This window comes from Puniceibacterium sp. IMCC21224 (assembly GCF_001038505.1).
GTDB lineage: Bacteria > Pseudomonadota > Alphaproteobacteria > Rhodobacterales > Rhodobacteraceae > Puniceibacterium.
Genome location: NZ_LDPY01000007.1, coordinates 1 through 22,049, shown reverse-complemented (window position 1 = coordinate 22,049; position 22,049 = coordinate 1). Strand labels below are relative to the sequence as shown.

General features: G+C 61.4%; 18 protein-coding genes and 3 pseudogenes. 16 read left to right on the top strand and 5 right to left on the bottom strand.

What is annotated here, in order from left to right:
- Positions 1 to 36: 36 nt before the first annotated feature.
- Positions 37 to 245: pseudogene (locus tag IMCC21224_RS28765) on the top strand (IS6 family transposase); the annotation flags it as partial.
- 183 nt (positions 246 to 428) lie between these two features.
- Here the strand turns inward: IMCC21224_RS28765 and IMCC21224_RS25585 are convergent.
- Positions 429 to 1,181, bottom strand: coding sequence for a FadR/GntR family transcriptional regulator (locus tag IMCC21224_RS25585; RefSeq protein ID WP_047998384.1), 753 nt, complete (start codon positions 1,179 to 1,181; stop codon positions 429 to 431).
- Between the two features lie 125 nt (positions 1,182 to 1,306).
- The gene (locus IMCC21224_RS25580; RefSeq protein ID WP_053079230.1) at positions 1,307 to 2,281 is read right to left on the bottom strand and encodes a fumarylacetoacetate hydrolase family protein; all 975 of its coding nucleotides are present in this window, start codon (positions 2,279 to 2,281) and stop codon (positions 1,307 to 1,309) included.
- Between the two features lie 391 nt (positions 2,282 to 2,672).
- Here IMCC21224_RS25580 and IMCC21224_RS25575 point away from each other — a divergent pair, with 391 nt between their 5' ends.
- From IMCC21224_RS25575 to IMCC21224_RS25550, 6 genes are all read left to right on the top strand, one after another.
- Positions 2,673 to 4,691, top strand: a complete 2,019-nt coding sequence (locus IMCC21224_RS25575; protein WP_047998383.1) for an FAD-dependent oxidoreductase — start codon at positions 2,673 to 2,675, stop codon at positions 4,689 to 4,691.
- An 85-nt stretch (positions 4,692 to 4,776) separates the two neighbouring features.
- Entirely contained in the window at positions 4,777 to 5,637 is an 861-nt protein-coding gene (locus tag IMCC21224_RS25570; RefSeq protein ID WP_047998382.1) for a branched-chain amino acid ABC transporter permease, read from the top strand.
- Entirely contained in the window at positions 5,634 to 6,635 is a 1,002-nt protein-coding gene (locus tag IMCC21224_RS25565; protein WP_053079229.1) for a branched-chain amino acid ABC transporter permease, read from the top strand. The genes IMCC21224_RS25570 and IMCC21224_RS25565 overlap by 4 nt, the downstream gene beginning before the upstream one ends.
- 2 nt (positions 6,636 to 6,637) lie before the next feature.
- Positions 6,638 to 7,870, top strand: coding sequence for an ABC transporter substrate-binding protein (locus IMCC21224_RS25560; protein ID WP_047998381.1), 1,233 nt, complete (start codon positions 6,638 to 6,640; stop codon positions 7,868 to 7,870).
- Positions 7,870 to 8,646 (top strand): ABC transporter ATP-binding protein, encoded by a 777-nt coding sequence (locus IMCC21224_RS25555; RefSeq protein ID WP_047998380.1) that lies wholly within the window; start codon positions 7,870 to 7,872, stop codon positions 8,644 to 8,646. The genes IMCC21224_RS25560 and IMCC21224_RS25555 overlap by 1 nt, the downstream gene beginning before the upstream one ends.
- The gene (locus tag IMCC21224_RS25550; RefSeq protein WP_047998379.1) at positions 8,591 to 9,319 is read left to right on the top strand and encodes an ABC transporter ATP-binding protein; all 729 of its coding nucleotides are present in this window, start codon (positions 8,591 to 8,593) and stop codon (positions 9,317 to 9,319) included. The genes IMCC21224_RS25555 and IMCC21224_RS25550 overlap by 56 nt, the downstream gene beginning before the upstream one ends.
- Before the next feature lie 390 nt (positions 9,320 to 9,709).
- Here IMCC21224_RS25550 and IMCC21224_RS25545 read toward each other — a convergent pair.
- Positions 9,710 to 10,401, bottom strand: a pseudogene (locus IMCC21224_RS25545) (IS110 family transposase); the annotation flags it as partial.
- On the opposite strand from IMCC21224_RS25545, the pseudogene IMCC21224_RS25540 reads away from it, so the two are divergent.
- Positions 10,400 to 11,011, top strand: a pseudogene (locus IMCC21224_RS25540) (IS3 family transposase); the annotation flags it as partial. The pseudogenes IMCC21224_RS25545 and IMCC21224_RS25540 sit on opposite strands and share 2 nt — an antisense overlap.
- Before the next feature lie 282 nt (positions 11,012 to 11,293).
- On the opposite strand, the gene IMCC21224_RS25535 reads toward IMCC21224_RS25540, so the two are convergent.
- Positions 11,294 to 12,322, bottom strand: a complete 1,029-nt coding sequence (locus tag IMCC21224_RS25535; protein ID WP_047998378.1) for an IS110 family transposase — start codon at positions 12,320 to 12,322, stop codon at positions 11,294 to 11,296.
- A gap of 89 nt (positions 12,323 to 12,411) precedes the next feature.
- Entirely contained in the window at positions 12,412 to 13,185 is a 774-nt protein-coding gene (locus IMCC21224_RS25530; RefSeq protein ID WP_047998377.1) for a helix-turn-helix domain-containing protein, read from the bottom strand.
- A 110-nt stretch (positions 13,186 to 13,295) separates the two neighbouring features.
- Between IMCC21224_RS25530 and IMCC21224_RS25525 the strand changes: the two genes are divergently transcribed.
- The 8 genes from IMCC21224_RS25525 (at position 13,296) to IMCC21224_RS25490 (ending at position 21,764) form a co-directional block, all read left to right on the top strand.
- Entirely contained in the window at positions 13,296 to 13,886 is a 591-nt protein-coding gene (locus IMCC21224_RS25525; RefSeq protein ID WP_047998376.1) for an NADPH-dependent F420 reductase, read from the top strand.
- A 242-nt stretch (positions 13,887 to 14,128) separates the two neighbouring features.
- A complete protein-coding gene (locus IMCC21224_RS25520; protein ID WP_047998375.1) occupies positions 14,129 to 16,300 on the top strand; it encodes a ParB/RepB/Spo0J family partition protein in 2,172 nt (723 codons plus the stop codon).
- Between the two features lie 125 nt (positions 16,301 to 16,425).
- Complete coding sequence (locus IMCC21224_RS25515) at positions 16,426 to 16,806, top strand: DUF3768 domain-containing protein (RefSeq protein WP_047998374.1); 381 nt, start codon at positions 16,426 to 16,428, stop codon at positions 16,804 to 16,806.
- A gap of 114 nt (positions 16,807 to 16,920) precedes the next feature.
- Positions 16,921 to 17,217: a hypothetical protein gene (locus tag IMCC21224_RS25510; RefSeq protein WP_047998373.1), complete on the top strand. Its 297-nt coding sequence runs from the start codon at positions 16,921 to 16,923 to the stop codon at positions 17,215 to 17,217.
- Between the two features lie 76 nt (positions 17,218 to 17,293).
- Positions 17,294 to 17,677 carry a DUF6878 family protein gene (locus IMCC21224_RS25505; RefSeq protein ID WP_047998372.1) on the top strand — a complete coding sequence of 128 codons (384 nt, stop codon included), beginning with the start codon at positions 17,294 to 17,296 and terminating at the stop codon, positions 17,675 to 17,677.
- A 340-nt stretch (positions 17,678 to 18,017) separates the two neighbouring features.
- The gene (locus IMCC21224_RS25500; protein ID WP_047998105.1) at positions 18,018 to 19,439 is read left to right on the top strand and encodes a tyrosine-type recombinase/integrase; all 1,422 of its coding nucleotides are present in this window, start codon (positions 18,018 to 18,020) and stop codon (positions 19,437 to 19,439) included.
- Entirely contained in the window at positions 19,436 to 21,190 is a 1,755-nt protein-coding gene (locus IMCC21224_RS25495; RefSeq protein WP_231582238.1) for a hypothetical protein, read from the top strand. Before IMCC21224_RS25500 ends, IMCC21224_RS25495 begins: the two co-directional genes overlap by 4 nt.
- Before the next feature lie 67 nt (positions 21,191 to 21,257).
- The gene (locus IMCC21224_RS25490) at positions 21,258 to 21,764 is read left to right on the top strand and encodes a hypothetical protein (RefSeq protein WP_156178442.1); all 507 of its coding nucleotides are present in this window, start codon (positions 21,258 to 21,260) and stop codon (positions 21,762 to 21,764) included.
- Positions 21,765 to 22,049: the final 285 nt, after the last annotated feature.

Here is a 22,049-nt window from a genome sequence, read left to right as displayed (position 1 = left end):
TGCGATGCCGTTTGGGGAGGACGGCAACCACCCCATCTCAATAACCGCACCGAGAACAGCCACTTGCCCTTCCGAAAGCGAGAGCGGGTGATGCAAGGCTTCCGATCGCCGGGTGGATTACAACGCTTCGTATCTATGCAGTCCGCAACCCGCAATTGTTTCTCTGTCCCAGCCCACCGCCGCTCTGCCCTCACCATCCGCTCGAAGCATTCGAGGCGTGGAAATCCGCGGCACATACCGCTTGATCAACGAACGGCATGCCAACTTGCAAACTCGGCGAGTTAACGTGACAACACCCCAGACCGGCATCATCAGCTACCTTTACTGGCATGTCGGCACCGTCACGATTCAGCGTCGTCGAGAAGGTACACGGTTCTACTTCGGGCGGCGCAGGATCGACGCCAACCGCCTCGTCAATTTGGGTGGCTTCACGGGAACATGCTGCGGTTGATCTTCGACAGATGCGCCAGCATCTCGGCCTCGGCCTTCTCGGGGTCACGGTCGCGTATCGCCGCGACGATGCGCACGTGCTCGGCCATGTGGAGCGCACGCATGTCGCTGGTCAATGTCTTGGATTTCAACCGTCCCCACTCGGCCCGGTTCCGAGCGGCGGTAATCATCGCATAGGCATTCTCGAACATGACATTGCGTGTGGTGCGGCCGAAGACGGTGTGCAGTTCGCAATCCCAATGCTCGAAAGCGGCCAGGTCTTGCGCCCGTTCGGACTGGGCCAGGCAGTTCTGCATCTCGAAAATATCGCTCGCCGTGGCCTTGCGGGTGACAAGGCTCATGGCTGGCGGCTCGACGATCAGGCGGAATTCCATGATCTCGGCGGGGCTGGCGTGCAGTGCTACATTGTCGAGGACACTCTGGAGCACATCGTCGCCAACCGGCCGGGGGGAATCAGCGACGAAAGTTCCGCTGCCAACGCGGCGAACGATCAGGCCGTCGGTCTCCATCGTTGCCAGCATCTTACGCACCGTGCTGCGGCTGGCCCCGAAGCGGTCGACCAGCTCAACCTCGGTCGGAAGCTTCGCGCCCGGTGCCATCGCGCCGCTTTGAATCATTTCCTCAAGCGCCTCGCGCATCTGCCGCGCAACCTCGCGAGCGCGCGAGCGAACGTTGGACGTCCGCGAGGTGGGGTCAATTTCGGCGTTCAGTCGTTTCGGTTCGGTGGGCATACTGTTCGGTATCTCGTGATTGGTCCCCTCGAAGCATCATCGCATGTCCGCGGCGAAAGCACCATTGCCGAACCTTTTCTCCGCGAAATGCCGCCAAAAAGACGATGCAATCAGTCACCAATGGATCAGGCGGGCGGTCTTAGTTCGACGCGGTTCTCCAGTGCTCCAATTCCATCGATGCTGCAGACGACCAGGTCGCCATCGCGCAGATAGCCCGAAGCGCGGACGATGTCGTCGCGGGGATATCGGCTGCCGCCCAAGTCCGGGTCAGCGGCCCAGGCCGTACCTCCGGGGGTTCCGGTGATGATGACGGTGCCGGGATGCAGCGTCATGCAGGACGAAAAATGACTTACCAGCGAGGCCACTGAATGGATCATCGACGCGGTCGAGCCGTTCTGTCGAACCTCTCCGTTCACTGTCGTGCGCAATGGCAGGTTGTTCGGATCGGCGATCTCGTCGGCGGTTACAATGCAGGGCCCCATTGGCGCTGACCGGTCGAAATTTTTGCTTTTCGCCAGTTCGTACCAAGCAAATCCGTTCGGCTCGATCCGGACCTGCCGATCGCGTGCTGTGAGGTCATTGACCACAGTATAGCCAAAAACATGGCGCATCGCCTCGGTTTCCGGGATGTTCCTGCCCGGCTTTCCGATGACGACGCCAAGTTCGACTTCGTAGTCGAGCTTCCGGGTGACGAGCGGGTCGAGGAAGATCGAGTCCCGTGGGCCTGCGACGACTGTGGGCGACTTCAGGAAAAACTCCGGTTCGCGACCTCGCAGGGGAGACTCGGCCTTTTCCTTATTGTGATCCGAGTAGTTACTTCCGCCGCAAAGGATGATCGGCGGGTCGATCGGCGAGAGCAGGCGTGCTTCGGCGTAGGGTGTGGACGCAAGGCCGCGCGACAGGGCGATCTTGAGTGAGGTGGCGAGCAAGGCGGGTAGGCTATCGTACGCAAGGAGTGCGGCCAGGTCTGGCGCCGAAACGATCATATCAGCAGGGAGATGCGGTTCTGCCGCTTGGATGTCGCGCAGGTCATAGACTGCACCTTCATAAAGAAGCCCGATACATGGGCCGTCCTTTGTGGCCATTCTGACGATCTTCATTGTCGTAACTCCATTGATTCCGGGCCCGAAACACACGCCGGGCTACGACAGCAATACTCCACTTTTGGTCTGCATAGTCAACGCACAAAAGTAATCAAATAAGGTGTAGTGTTCGATCAAATCATCGGCCTAGTTGATATTACCGCTTCCGAATGCATTATTTTTTCGTTATAAAACTGATACTTATATGTCTTTCGAAGTTGGCAGGCTAAAATGTCGCTGTCGAATGGACGTGCTGATACTACTATTATGTTCAAAGTTGTAGATAAATGATTGACTTTATGTTCGCCAATATGCCATGTGATCGCATGGGAGAAGGTGATTCGAGATCGGCCGTGAACAGGCAGATCCTTCGAGAAATCACCTCGACGAGATCTGGGAGGACTGCCAAATGTCGAAATACCCGCGACTTTTTTCGCCGTGGACGTTGCGAGAGACCGAAATCCGAAACCGCGTCGTGTTTCCGCCAACCTGCCCGACTTGGGTAGAGGGGGGTGTTTTGACTGACATGGCGACCAACTATTACGCCGAACGCGCCAAGGGCGGCGTTGGCCTGATCATCATCGGTGCTACACATGTGCACCCCGACTCGCTCGCCGCACCGCTTCTGACGCCGCAGCTTTTCAATGATGACAATATAGAACCCCTGTCGAAGATAGCCGATGCCGTCCATGCGCATGGCACGAAGCTGTCAATTCAACTCTGGCATTCGGGCGTGCGCGGCGTTCCTTTCCCCAAACAGAACCCCTCCGCCGATATCGACGCCTCGTGGTATACGCTTTCGCCAAGCCAGGTCCCGCTTGGCGAGGCTCCCGGCGGCTGGACACCGAAGGCGATGTCCGAAGACGAGATCATGGAACTGATCGAGGCCTTTGGCAGTGCCGCGCGCAGGGCGAAGCAGGCCGGACTTGACGGGGTCGAGTTCCACTTGAGCCACGGCTACCTGCCCTGGCAGTTCCTCTCGCCGCTTTACAATAAACGCACCGACCAATGGGGCGGTTCCTACGAGAATCGGATGCGTTTCGCGGTTGAATGCATGAAGTCGATCCGTTCGGCCATCGGCGACCAGATGTTCATGGGTTACCGGATCAACTCGACCTCGTTCTGGCCGGGCGATCTGGAGATCGAGGATGTCAAGAAAATCTGCGCCGACCTCGAGTCGCGAATCGACAACGACTATGTCAGCGTCTCGGCAGGGGTTCACCATTCCTTCATCCACACGCCGATGCATTTCGAAGGCGGATGGGAAAAAGCCTATGCCCGCGATATCCGCGAGGCGACGACCAAGCCGGTTCTGCTGGTCGGCCGGGTAACCACGCCTGATGTGGCCGAAAGCCTGCTGGAAGCCGGTGATGGCGACGCGATCTGCCTGGCGCGCCAGCTTTTTGCCGACCCTGAATGGGCGGTAAAGGCCGAGGAGGGCCGCGAAGACGACATCCGCCGCTGCGTCGCCGCCAACCTTTGCTGGCGGAACGCGTCGAGCGGACAGCGTGTGCAATGTGTCTACAACCCGACCGTCGGGCGCGAGGGAAAATGGGGCGCCGGGTCGGTGATTCGTGTTGCGGATCCGAAATCGATTCTCGTCGTCGGGGGTGGGCCCTCGGGGCTGGAATATGCCCGCATCGCCGCCGCGCGGGGCCATAAGGTTACCGTTCTGGAAGCCGAGGCCGAGACCGGCGGGCATATCCGCGTCCAGTCGAAGATGCCCGACCGGGGCGAGTTTTCCTCGGCCTGGACATGGCTTGACGGACAGGCGCGCAAGAACGGCGCCGAGGTGCGCACCGGCGTGTGCGTGACCGACGAAAACATCGATGCGCTGGTCGCCGAACTGAAGCCCGAGCACGTCGTGATCGCGACCGGATCGCGGAACTGCAACGACGGCTTTCAGGGCTGGACGGCCGCGCCGCTCGATGGCCACGCCACCGGCAATTGTATGGGCTGGGACGACATAATGACTGGAAAGGCCGAGGCGAAGGGTGAGGTTGTCATCATTGACGACATCTCGAATGCCTGGGCCCCGCTGACCGCCGTGAAGCTGCGGCAGGCGTCGACCGAAAAGGTGACGATCGTCACCCGCTGGCCGATGGTGGGTATGGAAACCATGAACGACGTCTATCACGATTGGATCATGCCGAAGGTGTTCGAGGCAGGCGTCAACCTGATGCCCAACCATTTCGTCCGCGAAATCCGGGGCGACACCATCGATGTCTTCAACGTCCAGTATGGCGAGCACAAGGCCTCGCTCAGGGCCGACACGATCATCATGGTGACCGGTCGCCAGTCGGTGAACGACCTGACCGATAAGTTCGCGGCGCGGGATCTTCCCGTCGAAACCATCGGTGATGCCACTGCGCCCAGGGGTACTTACGAAGCGGTCTTCGAAGGCCACCGCGCCGCCCGCCGCATCTGAACCCTCCCCACCTGTGGAAACCTGCAGCGCGCGCCCTTACGGGGCGCGCGACGGGAGACTGCACGACCGAAGAAGGAGCTGGCCTGTGAAACTTTTCGTACTGGTAACATTGAATGGCTTGACGCTGGCGGGGCTGTATTTTCTTGTCGCCTCGGGCTTCACGCTGATCTTCGGATTGTTGCGTACCCTCAATCTGGCGCATGGGGCGATCTTCCTGCTGGGCGGCTATATCGGGTTCTCGGTCGCCGAAGTGACGGGTTCTTGGACGCTGGCGCTTGTGGGCGGCAGCCTTGCCTCGGCGGCGGTGGGAACGGCAGTCTACCTGCTGCTTCTGGGCCGTCATGCCGGAGACGTTCTGCAGCAGGCGCTGCTATCGATCGGCGTGTCGATCGTGCTGGCCGACCAGATACTGGCAGTCTGGGGTGGGCAGACCTATCAGATAGACCCGCCTGAGGGAATCGACGTCCTTCTGCCTCTGCCTCTGGTGCGCGCCTATCCGTTCTTGCGGCTCTCGATGCTGCTGGCGGCGCTGATCGTCGGCGTGGCGCTGTGGCTTCTCCTTAACCGCACCCGCTTCGGGCTTCGGATCCGGGCAGGGGTCGAGGATCGCCAGATGCTCTCGGCCATGGGCGTAGATGTGCCACAGCTGTTCCTCGGCGTGGTGATCGTGGGTAGTGCGCTGGCCGGGGCGGCCGGTGTCGTCGCGGCGACGATCCTGTCTCTTTCGCCGGGCGAAGATGTGCATTTCCTTCTGGCCTCGCTGATCGTCGTCATCGTCGGCGGCATGGGCAGCGTCTCGGGTGCGGCGCTGGGGGCGGTGCTGGTGGCGTTGATCGAGCAATATGGCTCAGTCTATTTCCCGACCTACAGCGTGGTTCTGACGTTCCTGTTGATGGCCGTGATGCTGGCGCTACGCCCGCAGGGGCTGCGGAAGGTCGGAACATGAAGACGGCCCCGACGATCGCGGTTCTGCTTGCGCTCATCGCGTTGCCCGGCATGTCCAGCCCGTTCCTGCTGGGTCAGATCGCCACGCAGGCGCTGATCCTAGGTACGGTGGCGCAGAGCCTTGCCTTCCTTTTCCGCCACAGCGGTCAGCTTTCACTGGCACAGCTCAGCATCGCTGGAATTGCCGCCTACATGGTCGCCTTCCTCGGCCCGAATGGCGCCGACATCGGACCCGGTTGGCCGATTCTGCCGGCGGCCCTGGCCGCGTTCGCGATTGCCACGCTGTTCAGTCTTGTCGTTGCGGCGCTCGCGGTGCGGACCGATGGCATTTATTGTCTGATGGTGACGCTGTCCTTGGCGGTGGCCGTTTTCCTTCTGGCGCGGCAGAATTACACCGTCTTTGGTGGCTTCGGCGGCATCGCCGGGGTGCCCCGTCCGCAATTCGGTGCCCATGGTTTCGAGGGACCCGTCGCTTTCTATTACCTGTCGCTCAGCGTGGCGGCGCTTGCCGCGGGCCTGGGCTGGGCTGTCTCGGGCTCACCGCTTGGCCTTGCCATGCGCGCGGTGGGCGAGGCTCCGGCGCGGGTGGCGGCTTGGGGCCACAACCCGCTGACCCTGCGCCTCGTCGCCTTCGTTCTTGCCGGCATGATCGCGGCGGCCGGCGGCCTGCTGTTGGTCTGGTCCGAGAAGGGAATATCTCCCGGTCGGATCGACGTCACCCGGATCATCGACATCCTCATCATTGCGGTGATTGGTGGGATCCGGACGCCCTTTGGCGCTTATATCGGGGCCGTCCTGTTCCTGCTCGTCAAGACCTTCGCAATCGACTTGTTCCAAACCGACCGCTTCAACACGGTGATCGGCCTGACCTTCATCGCGATCCTGCTGGTGTCCCGTGACGGAATCGGCGCTGCGATCAAGAAGCCGTTGAGCCGTGCAAAGGCACGCATTGGACGGAAGCCAATCCAAACGACCAATCACAAAGAAAGAGGAGATTGACCATGACCAAAAGGTTAACGACAGCAGCGCTCGCGTTCTTGGCTATGGCCGGACACGCAAGCGCCGAAGATATCAAGATCGGCGTCGTCGCAACGTTGGAAGGCGCGTTCACCGCCTTGGGCGAGGACGGCGTGCGTGGCGTGCAGATGGCGGTCGCCGAGTTCGGTGACACGCTAGGCGAGAAGATCATCCTGACCACAGCATCCTCAGACGCGACCCCGGCATCCGCCGTCGCGGCAACCAGAAAGCTGGTCGAAAATGACGGTCTACGCTTCGTCGTGGGCCCGCTGTCTGGCGACGAGGGCCGGGCGGTCAAGGACTATGCCAAGAGCCAGCCGGGCACGACCTTTGTCAATGGCACCTCGGCCGCACAGGACACGACCTTGCGCGAGCCCGCGCCGAACTTCTTTCGCTTTTCGACGGATGGCGCGCAATGGATGGCGGGTCTTGGCACCTACAGCCACGACACCAAGGGTTACAAATCCGTGGCGGTCGTGGCCGAGGATTACTCGTTCCCCTACACTCAGGTCTTCGGCTTCATGCATGAGTTCTGCGCGGCCGGCGGTCATGTGCCCGAGAAGTTCTGGGTGCCGATCGGGCAGAAAGACTACTCGTCAGTCGTCGCCTCGATCCCGGATAGTATCGACGGCATTTTCGTGGGCCTGAGTGGTGCGGATGCGGTTAACTTCCTGACGCAATATGCACAGGCCGGCGGCGACAAGCCGATCATCGCCAGCACCTTTACCGCGGACCAGACCATTCTGTCTTCGAAAGGCCGGTTCAAGGATTACCTGATCGGCACGCCGTCAGCCGGACCGACCGCCGACAGCTGGGACGGGCCCGAGTGGCAGGCATTCGTCGCGGCTTACCAGAAGCAGTTCCCCGACGGCTTCCCCGGCCCCTCGCTTGCGGCCTACACCTATTATGTGAACACCAAGGCGCTTCTTCTTGCGCTGAAAGAGGCAGGCGGAGACCTTGGCCAGGATCATGAAAGGCTGAACGCCATTCTGTCCAAGATCAGCTTCACCAGCCCGATGGGCGGCACGATCCGGCTGGACGATAAACGCCAGGCGATCTCGGACAACTTCGTGACTGAGGTGGCAGAGGACGCGGACGGTCACCTTTACAACAAGGTGGTCGCGCAGGCCGAGCAGATCGACCAGACGCTTGGCATGTCGCGCGATGCGTTCCTGGCATTGGGCCCGGTCAGTCGGGACAATCCGTCGTGTCCGTGATGGAACCAACGGGCCACATCCTGCAGATCCGCGGCGCAGTCCGAACCTACGGCGCGCTGCGGGCGGTCGACGGCTTCAACCTTGCGATTGCGCCAGGTGAACGGCACGGCCTGATCGGGGCGAATGGCGCGGGGAAATCCACGCTCTTCGCTCTCGTCGCGGGGACGGTGCAGCCGACCGAGGGCCGGATCGTTCTGGACGGACGCGACGTGACCGAACAGCCGCCGCACCAGCGCATTCGGGCCGGGATGCGGCGGACCTTCCAGACCTCGCAGATCGTGCCCGACCTCACGTTGGTCGAGAACGTCAGCTTGGCCATCTTGGGACTGTCGAACGGGCGCCTGTCGCCCCTTCGAGGACGGGCGCGCAAGGTGCGTGACGAGGCGCGAAGGGTGCTCGACTTCGTCGGTCTCGGCGGGCGGGGGGATGAACTGGCGATGCGGTTGTCGCATGGCGAGCGGCGGCAATTGGAGCTGGCCGGTGCCTTCGTCGGCGAACCAAAGGTAATCCTTCTCGACGAGCCGGCCGCCGGACTGTCGGCGCGCGAGCGCGACCTGCTTTTTCGACGACTCTCGGACCTTGGACGGGAGGCGGCATTGGTGATGATCGAGCACGACATGACTTTTGCGCTGGGACTGACCGACAGGCTGAGCGTGATGCACGCCGGACGCCTGATTGCCACCGGCCGACCGGACGATATAGCAAAGGATGAACGTGTTCATGACATCTACCTCGGAAGCTACGAAACCAGCCGCCGCGCGCCTGTCGGTGCGTGATCTGACAGTGGAACTGGCGGGTAGCCGTGTTCTCGACGGCGTGACATTCGACGTCGGTCAAGCACCGCTGGCGATCCTGGGCCGGAACGGTATGGGGAAGACTACGCTTTGTAATGCCATTACCGGCCTCGCGCCGATCTCGGGCGGCGAGATAAGCTTTGGCGGCCCTCTTCATCCATCGCCTCATGTCATCGCCCGACGCGGCATCGGCTATGTTCCGCAGGGGAGACGATTGTTCCCATCGCTCACGGTAGAAGAAACGCTCGTTGCATGCGGGCCACGGACCGTTGGGGCATTCCCTCTTGAGCGTCTCTGGTCGATGTTCCCTCGTCTTTACGAGCGTCGCGCCACGGCCTCGGGCCTGCTTTCCGGTGGAGAGCAGCAGATGCTGGCGATCGCGCGTGCCCTGCGTGGCGGGCCATCGTTCCTCGTGATGGACGAGCCGACAGAAGGTCTTGCTCCCGCCTACATCGAAGGTTTGATCGCCACGATCCATGACCTCGTGTGCGAGGGCATCGGGTTACTGCTGGTCGAGCAGAACCTCTCTGTCGCTGCCCGTCTTGCTGACGAGGCGATAATTCTTGTCAATGGCCGCTCGGTCGCCCGCCTTTCCACAAAATCGGCAATGGAAGACGCAGACGTTCAAAAGACCTATCTAGGCGTCGCAGGCTGATCGGCCGTGACGAATACGACCGCAATCTTGCGGCTCTTCAATTGGTCATACGGAAGCGTTGACCTGCTCGCCTGAGGCGTCTTCGATTTGAGGTTAGGCTCTGGACCCATTGATTTGGTTGCGGTCTCCGCGCGATCTTGATTCATATGTGGACGCCGCCTTTGGCAAGGGCTGATTTTGTCGTGCTGCGGAGATCGGTTGCTTTCATATGTCCGGCCTGTTTGTGCGGCTTTCATTTGCCGCTGGCCCTGATGGAAATCCGCCGGCGAGGTCCCTGATCAAGCTGGCGCGCTTTTAAGGCGCGTTGAATCAGACGGGTTTGCTTCGCCTTTGGCTCGATCGCTACACATCATCGACTGCCTTTGCCAATTCGGTTCGGGTCGCTTGCCGTCAGGAAGGCAACCCGTAGGGTCTGTAGGTTTCTCCGCGTGTGAGGCCGCCCAGGCGATGCGGGCAAGCTTGTTGGCAAGAGCGACAGAGACCAAGCGGAACGGTTTCTTCTCCAGCAAGCCGTTCACCCAATCCGTCATTGGTGTCGGGTTTCGCCTGGCATGACGCATGACAGCGGTGGCTCCGACGACCAGCAAGCGCCGCAGGTATCGGTCACCCTGTTTCGAGATGCCGCCGAGCCGGGTCTTTCCGCCGGTTGATTGCTGCTGCGGCGTCAGCCCGAGCCAGGCGGCGAACTGCCTGCCGGAGCGGAACTGGTCGGGGTCGGTCACGGTGGCTGCAATGGCAGTCGCGGTGATCACACCGATGCCTGGAATGGCCGCGAGCCTGCGGCTTGCTTCGTTCTCGGCGTGCCAGGCCTTCAGCTCCTGGTTCAGCGCACCGACTTCTTCGGTCAATTCAGCAATCCGGCGGATCAGGATATCAAGCGCTCGATGAGCATATCCCGGGAGAGCTTCATTGGCGAAGGCCTTGTCGGCCAGCTTCACCAGATTGGCGATGCCCGGGTTCGCGACCTCGCCGAATTCGGCCAAGTGCGCGCGAAGGGCGTTCGCGGCCATGGTCCGCTGGCGGACGAGCAGCGACCGGGTCCGGTGCGCCATCAGGATGCTTTGCTGTTCGACGGTCTTTATGGGACTGATGCCGATCTACCAGAAGCCCAATACCAGCAGGCCGGCGAAAGGCCACAAGACCTACCCCTACCTGCTGAAAGGGTTGCGTGTGGATCGCCCGAACCAGGTCTGGTGCTCGGACATCACCTACCTGCCAATGCGGCGCGGCTTCCTCGACCTGGTGGCGATTATGGATTGGCACACCCGCAAGGTTCTGGCCTGGCGCATCTCGAACACGCTGGAGGCCGACTTCTGCGTCGAAGCGCTGAACGAGGCCATTCACAAGTTCGGCCCGCCCGAGATCATGAATACCGATCAAGGCAGCCAGTTCACGTCTTTTGCCTGGACGGACCGCTTGCGCCGGACCGGCGTGCGCATCTCAATGGATGGGAAAGGCCGCTTCCTCGACAACATCTTCATCGAGCGGCTGTGGCGGACCCTGAAATATGAATGCGTTTACCTGCATGCCTGGGAAACCGGATCGGAAGCCAGGGCCGGCAGCCGCAAATGGATGACCTTCTACAACCACCAACGCCCGCACTCGGCCCTTGGCGGCAGACCACCAGCCGTGGTCTATTGGCTGAGAAAAGACGAAACCCAACCCGATCAGCAGGTGCAAAGAGTAGCTTAATTTACGCCAGAAACTGTCCAAACGATGGGGAGTATGTATGAACTGCCTTCCCCTGCAAGTGATTTGTCGATGCGCCGCTGACCCTGCTTCTATGTATTCGGTCTTTCTTCCGGGCCATTCGATTTGCCCCTGACCAAGATGGGAAGTCGCGCGTCCTGTGTCTCGTTAGCTCATCGGCACTCAAGGGCCATGCCCCCCGTCAGACTTGCAAGACGCCGATTGGTCGTTGGTCCATCTCCTCCTCGCTCGCAGATTCCTTCGTTCGGTTGCGCGTTTGCTCGACTACAGGCCGCTCATGGCATTCGGTCGATATCTCTCACCCTTCGTCAGAACAGCCCAGGCGATACGTGCCATCTTGTTGGCCATGGCGACCGCCGCGACGTTTACATGCGCTCGCTCCTTCAGAGCGTCTGCCCAAGCCGTTATTGGCGACGTCCTGTCACGCACGAGATGCAGCACCGTTCGAGCTCCGTGGATGAAGAGCTTACGCAAATATCGATTGCCGTGTTTCGAGATGCCGATCAGTTTGGCCTTGCCACCTGTCGTGACCTGCCGTGGCACCAGACCAAGCCATGCGGCAAGATCACGCCCCTTTCCAAAGCTGCTGCCTGTGCCGACGGCAGCCACAAGCGCCGTCGCAATCGTGGGACCGATGCCGGGGATCTCCATCAGCCTCTGCATATCAGCATCCGTCCTGGCCAGCGCCTTGATCTCGGCATCGATGGCTGCGACCCGATCATTGATCACTTTCAGTTCGGACGCCATGTCAGTTACGAGCAGGAGCATTCGGGGTGAAAGATCAGCAGCACCCTCTGCGGCTAATCTGGCCAGTTCCTTTTGGAAGACATGGCGCCCTGTTCCTACTCGAATGCCGCGCTCCATCAGGAAACCGCGGCCTTGGTTGATCAAGCGCGTCCTCTCTGAAACCAAACGCTCCCGCGCACGGTGCAGGGCCTGGAGATCAAGCTGCTCTTCGGACTTGATTGCAACGAAGGACATCGTCGGACGGGTCGCGGCTTCGGCAATGGCCTCCGCATCACGGTCGTCGTTCTTGTGAACCTTCACATAGGGCCGGACATAGAGCGGCGACATCAACCGAGGTTCATGTCCCTTCTCAAGACAATAGCGCCCGATGTGATGCGCCCCGCCGCAGGCTTCCATCGCAACCACGCAGGGCGGAAGCGTATCAAGAAAGTCCAGCAGCCGATGCCGCTGGAGGCGTTTGCGAAACACGACCGCGCCAGCTTCATCCAGCCCGGCCAGACTGCAAACGGTCTTACCCAAATCTATTCCCAAAACCTTGATGTCCATCAGATGCTCCTCTCTCCACCTATACCCGCCACAGTAGCAGCGGTTTGGCGGGAAGGCAGTTCATCCCATTAGCTCACACTTCCTAGCGTTTAGCCTTTCACATTGTCAGACAGCTTCCTCCTAAACATCCGTCCCGGTGAGCTTCCGTATTCGGCGCGGAACGCCGTTATGAAGGATGACACGTCTCTGTAGCCGACATCGAACGCAACTACCGTGACGGTGGCTCCGGCCCCCAGTTGCGCCAGTGCAGTCTGGAGGCGCAACTGACGACGCCAGGCGCCGAAGGAAATCCCAAGCCTGGTCAGGAAATATCGTGTGGCCGTCCGTTCGCTCAGGCCTGCGCGGGGTGCTAGGGCCGACAGTGATTCCTGGCTTGCCGGGTCGTTCAACAGAATGTCAGTCAACCGTTTTAAAGGCCCGTCCGACGCAAGCGGCAGGCCACATCCCGGAGTTGGCAACATCGCTAACCGATCGAAGAGCACTGCAACCAGCCGCTCGGCGTCCGGCGTGTTCCAGTTCGCGCCAAGGTCAGCTACTTCGGGCAACAAGGCGTGCGTCAGCGCATCGACAGCAACGATCCCCTGCGCAGGAACATCGAAACGGTCAGGTTCGATGTAGCAGGTCGTCAGCGTGAAAGGCATGGAAGATGCGATCCGATGGTCCACGCCGGGTGCAATCCAGACGCCCCGTTGCGGGGGAATGACCCAACGGCGATCCCGCGTGGCGACGGTGAGCGTGCCGTCGTTCACATGGATGAGCTGTGCGCGGCGATGCCTGTGAAACGGCACATGGATGTGCGCGTACCGCTCCTTCAATGCAAAAAGCGGCATCGGTGTTTGGTCTGGGTCGATCCGCGTTTTCATGGTCCGTCAGCTTTTGGCATGGAATCAGTATTCTTTGTCACATAATGGAAAGTCCGCCAAGGCACTCGTTGCTAGATAGCCATCATCACCATCGAAACAGGAGACATGTGATGAAGATAACAATTCTGGGGCGCGGCAACATGGGCGCACCGCTTGCGGAACTGAGCCGCAAAGCAGGGCATGAAGTGACTGTCGTCGGTCAGGACGGCAATGCTGCGACCGCAATCAAGGACGCCGATCTGGTCGTGCTCGCCCTGCACTTTGAGCCGGCAAAAGCACTGCTGTCGAATACGGGCGTTTGTGACGCGCTTGACGGCAAGCTGCTCATCGACGTGACCAACCCGCTGGCACCCGACTACATGAGCCTCACAGTCGGGCACGAGAGTTCCGCGGGCGAGACGCTGGCGGCGCTTGTCCCCGGCACAAGGGTCGTCAAGGCGTTCAACACCGTTTTTGCCGACCTACTGAAGAACCAGGCGAGCGGTAAGGACGCCCCGGTTCCGGTTTATGTCGCCGGGGACGATGCCGATGCACGCGCGCAGGTCGTCGCTTTTGTCGAGGATGTGGGCATGGTGGCCATCGAAAGCGGGCCTCTGGGCAACGCCCGATATCTCGAACCGATGGCAGAGATGATGATCCAGCTCGGCTATGGGCTGGGCCATGGCGCGGACATCGGTTTCGCACTGGTGAAGGCCGCCTGATCGAACTGGGTGACAGGGAAGGACAGAACGATCCCTGTTACCCCCTGCCGGGATCGGCGGTTTCGAGCGCCCGATGAGACCATCATGGCATACGAGATGCCGTTGGGGTGGGTGCATCCACCGCATCAGTTCATACCTGCCCAATTACCTCAAAAAAGAGCCAGAGAAAGGGAAGCCCGGATGCCGGGCTTGAAAGGATAGAGAGAGCCTCTTCCGGGTCCGGCGTGACAAGGACCCTGACCATGGCCAAGACCACAACCCGCCCGAAACCCGCCTCCGCGAAGAAGACCGAAGCCGCCGGAACGGCAACGCCTGACGGCGCTGCCGACATCCGCCTGATCCCGCTCGACCAACTGGAACCAAGCCCGCTCAACGTCCGCAAGGTGGCCGCCAGCACCAGTGACGACGCCGAGCTTCTCGCCAGTATTCGAGAGATCGGCCTCAAGCAGAACCTAGTAGTTCATGCGCTGTCTGAGACACATTTTGCTGTCGACGCGGGTGGCCGTCGCCTCAAGGCGTTGAAGCAGCTAGCCGAAGACGACGTCATTCCTGCCGATTATCCTGTTCCCTGTCTCGTCGAGGCCGAGCGCAATGCTATCCTCACCTCCGCGACAGAAAACCTCCAGCGCGCTGCGATGCATCCGGCCGATCAGTTCGAGGCTTTTGAGGCGATGATCGCCGAGGGGCGAAGCGAGGATGAAATTTCACTGAAGTTCGGCGTCTCCGTCGACCTGGTACGCCGTCGTCTCAAACTCGCTCGTGTTGCGCCCGAGATCATTGAGCATTTTCGTGCCGGTAATCTGACCCTCGAATGCGTGATGGCTTTCACGCTGACCGACGACCATGATCGGCAACTGGCGGTCTGGAACGCGGTGAAGGGCGGCTACCATATCCATCCGCAGAGCATCAAACGCCAGCTGACCGAGACGGCCCATTCGGCGAATTCCGCCCTCGGGCGCTTTGTCGGCATCGAAGCCTATGAGGCGGCGGGCGGTGTATTGCTGCGCGATCTCTTCGACGATCGTGCCAGCGCTCATATGGAAAACCCTGAGCTCCTGGAGCGCCTCGCCATCGAGAAGCTGCAGGCTGCGGCCAAACCTCTCGAAGGGACGTGGAAATGGGTCGAGGTGCATCTCTCGGTGGACTACGGCGCGTTTCGCAGTTTTGGGCGCGCCTATCCGCAGGACATCGAACCCGATCCGGACCTGCTTGCCGAAGAAGAGCGACTCATCGCACGCGAAGAAGAACTGGCGGCGCAGAATGACGGTGAGGACTGGACTGACGCGGAGACGGAAGAATATTACGCCATCGAGCCGCGCCTCCGCGAGATCGAAGCCTTGCAGCGGGAACGCCAGCCCTATGCCGACGAGGATCGTGCAATTGCTGGCGTTGTACTGACCATCGGTCATGACGGGGCGTTGCGCGTCGAGAAGGGCCTCGTGCGTCCCGAGGATATTCCAGCCGCGCCCGAGCCCGACGAGACCACCGCTGATGCGGATGGCGCTCCTTCCCCTGCCCGCCCCCACGTGACGCCGCCGACTTCCTCGACGCCGGTTCCGGCCTCCGATCCCGCCGCGACTTTGCGCAAGGCGGACGGCATTTCGGCGAGTTTGGCCGACGATCTCCGGGCCACGCGCCAGCACATCCTGCGGGCGCATCTGGCGGCGGATTTTGAGGTGGCGTTTGATGCGATGCTCTACGCGCTCTGCGAACAGGCACTGGGACGGTCCTACAACACCGAGGCCCTCGACATCTCGATCCGACCCTTCCAGGCGCAAAACCGTGAAGTGTTGCATGCGGATACCGTCGCCCAGAAGATGCTCGAGGTACTGGAACAGGACCTCGCCACCGACTGGATGACCCTTGAGAAACCCGAAGACATTCGGGCGATGTCGGCGCTGTCCATCGCGGACAAAAAGGCGCTCTTCGCCTGGGCGACGGGTCTGGCGGTCAAGCCGCAGCTCTCCTCCGACAATCGCCCCTCGCCGATCATCGAGGAAATCGGCGCGCGGCTCGATGTCGATGTGGCGGCCTGCTGGCGCCCGACCGCCCAAAACTACTGGGGCCGGGTCAATAAGGGCCACGCGGTTGCCACGTCGCGCAAGCTGATCGGTGACCATTATGCCGAAGATCGCAATCGCGAGCGCAAGGGCGATATTGCGGCGGCGATGGAGCGGGCTTTCGCGGAAATAGCCGGCGAGACGGAAGGTTTCGACGCGGCGACTGTTACGAAGACGACGCGCTGGCTGCCTGACGGGATGGTGTTTGCCGGTGCGACGGAGGCCGGTCCCGACATGGGTAGCGATGCGCCGGAGGCCGAGGATGGCGACGTGCATGCCGCGGAAACTTCGACCGATGACGAGAATGATGAACCGTCGTCCTTGCCCGCCTTCCTCAGCGAGGATGCGGCCTGACGCGGCGAAGACGATTCAGTCACGAACCAAGCCCTGGGCCGTCCTCTCATTGAGGGCGGCCCTTTCCCGCTGACGGGTTCCACGCAGCCGATATCGGATCGGCGGGCCCGTCCCGGAGATATCCCATGTCCACCACACTCGATCTCGATCCCGTCAAGGAAGCCGCACTGATCGCTGCGCAGAATGACGCGTTTCGACGTTCCATCCTTGGCACCACCCCGGTTGCCGATGCTCCGCAGGGCCAGTTTGTGATGACACGTGGCGTCGCGGCGCTTGGGCCCGACGCTCAGCTGGAACTCACCCGCCGTGTTGCCGCCTTCGACGGGTTCAATGCCGACAGTGATCCGCAGGGATGGCACGAGATGGGCGTCATCGAATTCAATGGCACGACGATCTGGTTCAAACTCGACTTGTACGACGTCGACTACACGTACGGCTCGCCCGAGCCCTCCGACCCCGATCAGACGCGCCGCGTACTGACCCTGCTTCTGCCGTCGGAATACTGACGCCTCATCCCCAATAACCGCCCCGGTCCGCCCTTGCACAAAGGGCGGTCCTTTCGCGCTGGCGGGTTTCAAGGGGCGCGATGATCGCGCCTTGCCTGCCGCAGGAGACCAGAGATGGCCAAGACACTCGAGTATCAGATCACCCTCTATCCCGCGCATCGTGATGGCGCCTTCGTCGTCACCCAGTTCCAGATGCTGGGAAGCTACCCCGAAAAGCGCATCCAGGCCGCGGGCATGGACGACCTGATCGACAAGGTGACGCAGTTTGCAATGGAGCATGGCGAGAGCTGCAGCGCTTCGGTGCGTTGTCTCGCCCCGCGCAAACCGCCGGGGTTCAAGCGCGCGACCGAGAACCTCTATTTCAACTTGGTTGATCGCACGGCTGAGAAACACAGCGACGCAGCAGCTTGAAGCCCGCCAAAAACTTCCGGGGCGGCCTCGCGCAGCGGTCGCCCTCCCCTTCCCACAATTCCAAAGGACCAAAGACATGACACAAGCGAATGATTTCTTCGCGCAGATGCTCGACTCCCAGAGGCGCGCTTCCGAACAGCGGGTCGAAACCCGCGCGGCACTTCTCACCGAGCTGCGCGCCCTCGGCGTAACCAGCATCGAGCTGCAATATGAAGGCTACGGCGATTCCGGCAATGTCGAGGAGGTCGTCGTGACCCCTGACACGGTCACCCTGACGGACGAGTTGCGGCGCCGGGTTGAAGACTTCGGCTGGGACTTCGCCTATGCGCTGAGTCCCGGTTTCGAGAACAACGAGGGCGGCTATGGCGCTCTGACCTGGGCGCTCGAGGCGGACAGGATCGATGTCAGCCACTCGAACCGGTATATCGAGACCGACACCACCGAACACGAGGGGCTCTGACATGGCACATCCCCTCCATCACGCGGAAAGCTCGGCCCGAAAATTCGGCGGAGTTCCAGATGATTACCAACATGTGCATGACTGGTTTGATTCATCCAAAGAGCACCTAAGTCTCTTTGTTCACAGAGCCCAAAAACATCATACCTTATCCTGACTCTATGGAAGCGTCTTATTCCTGTGCATGGTGCGGGTTATGCGGAACCTTAGGATTGAGAGATGAGCCAGCCCCGGCCCGCTCTCCATCAAAAGGGCCGTAGGGACGGGGCTGGCGGCGCTTCGGTTTTAGCGCGACTGGAGTCGCGGGCGTCGTTTTCTGGACGCGAACGCCTTTGGAGGATGGATGACGCAGCTTTATTTCACCGACGGATCGGCGCTGCGCGCGCCCGTTTCGGTCGAAGGCGTTCCGGCCGATCTTTCCGTGTCCCTGACGGAGGCCGCTGGCAAGATCGACCTGATGGATGGCATGCCCTTCTTACTGGATCGGGACGGAAGCTACTTGCATGACGTGAACCGGTTCTTTCGCGCCTGTCCGACCATGGGGGTGCGTTCGCGGCACAGTTTGCGCGCCTACGCCCATGACATCTTCGTCTGGATGCGGTTTCTGGAAGAACGGCGTGGTGGAAAGCAGCTTTGGCGTGCCGATTACAACGATGTCATCGCGTTTCACCATGCACGGCGTTTGTCGGATGCACCGTTCCGGATTTCGGCATCCAGTTGGAACAGGGCGATCGCGGCGCTCGACAAACTGTATCGGTGGGCGCTTGAAGAGGGACTGATCGCATCCTCGCCGTTTCGATATGACCTGTCCTTTCGCCATGGTCATGGGCGAGGAACGCCGAAGGTGGTTGAGGGGAACAGGGCGCGGGAACGTGCCGCGCGCCCGCATGACATGCAATTCGTCGATCTCGGGCGCTACCTCGTATTCCGGGATATCGGCCTGAGGGGTAAATTGCCGGACGGGTCCGAGGACCCAGCCTGGCGCTGCCGCAATGGCGAGCGGAATGCCGTTTTCGCGGAACTGCTCGTCACGACAGGCATGCGCCTCGGCGAGGCCGGTAGCCTGATCATAGACGAACTGCCCCGGCTGATCTCCGACAGCCCACGGATACTTCCTTTCGATCTGCCGGCCGTGATCACCAAGGGCGAACGCCCGCGACGCATCCGGTTGCCGCGCCGGGTGCTCAAGCAGATCGGGGATTACGTCGATATCGAGCGCCGGATTGCCGCCGCCAAGGCGCCGCCTCGTCCGGCCGTCCCCTTTGTATTGTCACCCGATGGCCGCAACGCCATTGATGACAGTGGTCGGCGCATCGCGCTGACCAGGCTCCTTGCGCAAGACCGCCAACGGCTGCTGCGATCGCCTGATGGGATGCCTGAACACGCATCGCTCTGGCTCACGGAACGCGGCCAGCCCGTGTCGTCGGGTACTTGGGAGGTAGCGTTTCGTAGGGCAAGCCAGCGGTGCCAGGCCTTCGGCCTCAATATCATCGTCACACCGCACATGTTGCGGCACACCTTTGCGGTCAACATGTTGTCGATGCTGATCCGCGAACAGGTGGGCAGGATCTTCAACCCGACCGATGCGCACGGTGCTGCCTATCGGCAGATGCTTGGCGATCCGCTCCGCCATCTCCAGCACCTCCTCGGCCACGCGAACATCGCTAGCACCTACATCTATCTCGACAGCCTTGCCGAGGCGCAGGAACTCGTCGATGCGGCGGCGGATCGCTGGACCGACGAACTCATGGCGGAGGATCGATGACCGGCAGAGCCCGCGTCTCACAGCCCCGCCCAGGGCGACGCGCGAGTTTTCCTGACAATCTTTCCGATCCCGGTCCCGCGGCCGCCATTGCCATCACCGCCCGCCGTTTCGAGATTGCCTTGGCCGGACAGACTGCGACGATGGACCTGACGCGTTTGCCGGGTCGCAATTCGCTTGCACGGGCCTTCACGCTGGCACTCTGGCAGGCATGTCAGGTCGGTGGCCCTGCCGGCACCGTCCGCACCGCCATGTCATTGGCCGAAGCCATCCATCGGTTCTGGCGCTATCTCGATGCGACAGACTCATCCGTACAGGCGCTTGCCGAGATTGATGTTGCTACCATCGAAGGCTTCGACGCCTGGATGGATGAGCGCGGGCAGCATCCCAACCATCGCCGCCACCAGATGGGAGATGTAGTGATGCTGCTGCGGTTGGCGGATGCGGGCGAACCAGGCCGCCTTTCCGAAGAGGCTTCCCGCCGATTATTCTATGTCAGTACGCGCCCGGGTGTTCCACCGCGCCCGCGCGATGCCTACAGCGACAGTGTCCGGGTGGCCTTGAAGGTGGCCGCACGTGCCGATGTTGCAGCGATCATGCAGCGATTCCGTCCGGCGCTTGAACAGGAGTGCGAGACACGCATCGACCGGCTGGAGATGGACGCCTTCGCGGAGATCGACCGTGTCGGTTTCATTACCGTCAAGAACGACCTTTTTCGTCAACTCTACGGGGCACGGAACTATGCAGGGATTTCGAATGAGGGGCTGAGCGACAGGATGCATGGCACGCGGCATCTGCTTCTTGGCGATCTGATTGCCCTTTTTGTTTTGCTGTCGCTGGAGACCGGTCTCGAGATCGAAGCGATCAAGACCCTGCGTGCCGACTGCCTCAAGAACCCGTCCAGCGGATATGTCGAGATCGAGTATTGCAAGCGCCGCGCCCGTCATGCCGAGTGGAAGCGGCTGCGGGTTCGGGACGGAGGGTCAGGCACCCCGGGCGGCCTCCTGCGCCTCGCAATTCAGTGGACCGCAACGGCGCGCGGTCATCTCAAGAGCGAGCAGCTTTTCACGTTTTACTGCCGCGGGCGCCTGACCGATGTCGTTCTGCCGATGCAATCCGCTAGAAAGGTCTGGGTCAAACATCACGGGTTGCAGGATGATTACGGGAAGCCGTTGAAGCTCTGCCTCTCGCGTTTGCGCAAGACCCACAAGGCTGCGTGGTATCGCAAGACCGGCGGTCAGCTGCGCCGGTTTGCGGTTGGACATACCGTCGAGGTTGCTGCGAACCACTATGGGGACATTCCCGCCTTGCGGCCGATACACGAAGCTACCATCGCCGAGGCGCTGATGGACGCTGTCGAAGATGCGTTGCAGCCTACCGTGTTGACCCCGGAGGCCGAGGTCGAAGTCTTGGCAGCTCCGTCTTCGGCTCAGCCCGGTTTTCCGGAGGGCTTGGCGACCGATGTTCCGGCATTGCTGGCAGGCGAACAGGATGTATGGCTGGCAAGCTGTTCCGGCTTCTACAGCAGCCCGTTCGCCACGTCGGGAGAGGCCTGCCCGGTGCCGTTCTGGGGCTGCCTCGAATGCCGCAACGGCGTCATCACCACTCGCAAGCTTCCCGCGCTGATGGCGTTTCTGGATTTCGTGGTGGACCAGCGCAAGGTTTTGTCCGAAGCAGATTGGCAGGCGAAGTTCGGCGGGTCCACCACAGGATCTCTGCGCAGATATTGCCGCAATTCTCTGAGCCCGATTTAGCCGCCGCGCGTGCCCTCACGGCCAGTCAATCGGCACAGATCTACCTTCCCCCGGAGGCGGGTCTCGCATGAGAGCAAATCCAGACTGCACGACCGCAAGGCCATCGCTGCCATCGGCAATCCATCCCGACGACACCGACATCCTCGCAGGCAGACCGCTCAGACCGGGATCGGAGCGGTCGATGCTGTCCCGCTTCGGCGACGATGTCTGGGATCTCAGTCCAGCGATGTTTCGCGCCAACGCGCGTCCGGCAGCGTTTCGCGTGGACTTCGCGCCATCGAAGACCCGCGCTTCGACGGCTCGCCAAGGAGTATATGCTTGCCCGCCTTCAGGCGCCTCTGCGCAGCTACCGGGCCCTTGCGGCCCCTCGACCGCCAAGGGCACATTGCTGTTCCTGCGCCATTTCGGAGAGTTCCTGCACGATCGTATCGGTTCCGTCGAACTGGCGCGCGTCGACCAGCAAGTGCTGGACGCGTATCTGGCGCATCTGGGGCAGACGGCGCACGTTCATCGCAACAGATCCGCCTCTATGTCGATGTCCCCATCGACCTCCATCATTTTGGCCCATGGGTGACCGGGGGCGGCATTCCCTTCCTGCCCTGGGGTGGGCGCACGGCAAGCAATGTCAGCGGTCGGAGCCGGACGAGCTCGGAGAACACCACGCCGCGCATCCCCGAACCGGTCATCGGCGCACTGCTCCACTGGTCGATGCGATACGTCGATGTCTTCGCTCCGATATCCTCGCGGCGGCGAAGAGCTGGATCGCCTTAAAGCCCGCGCTGCCCAGATTATTGCCGAGGATGCGCGCCAGACCCGCCACGAACGGTTTCGCTACCGTCTTCGCACCTGGCTCGAGGCC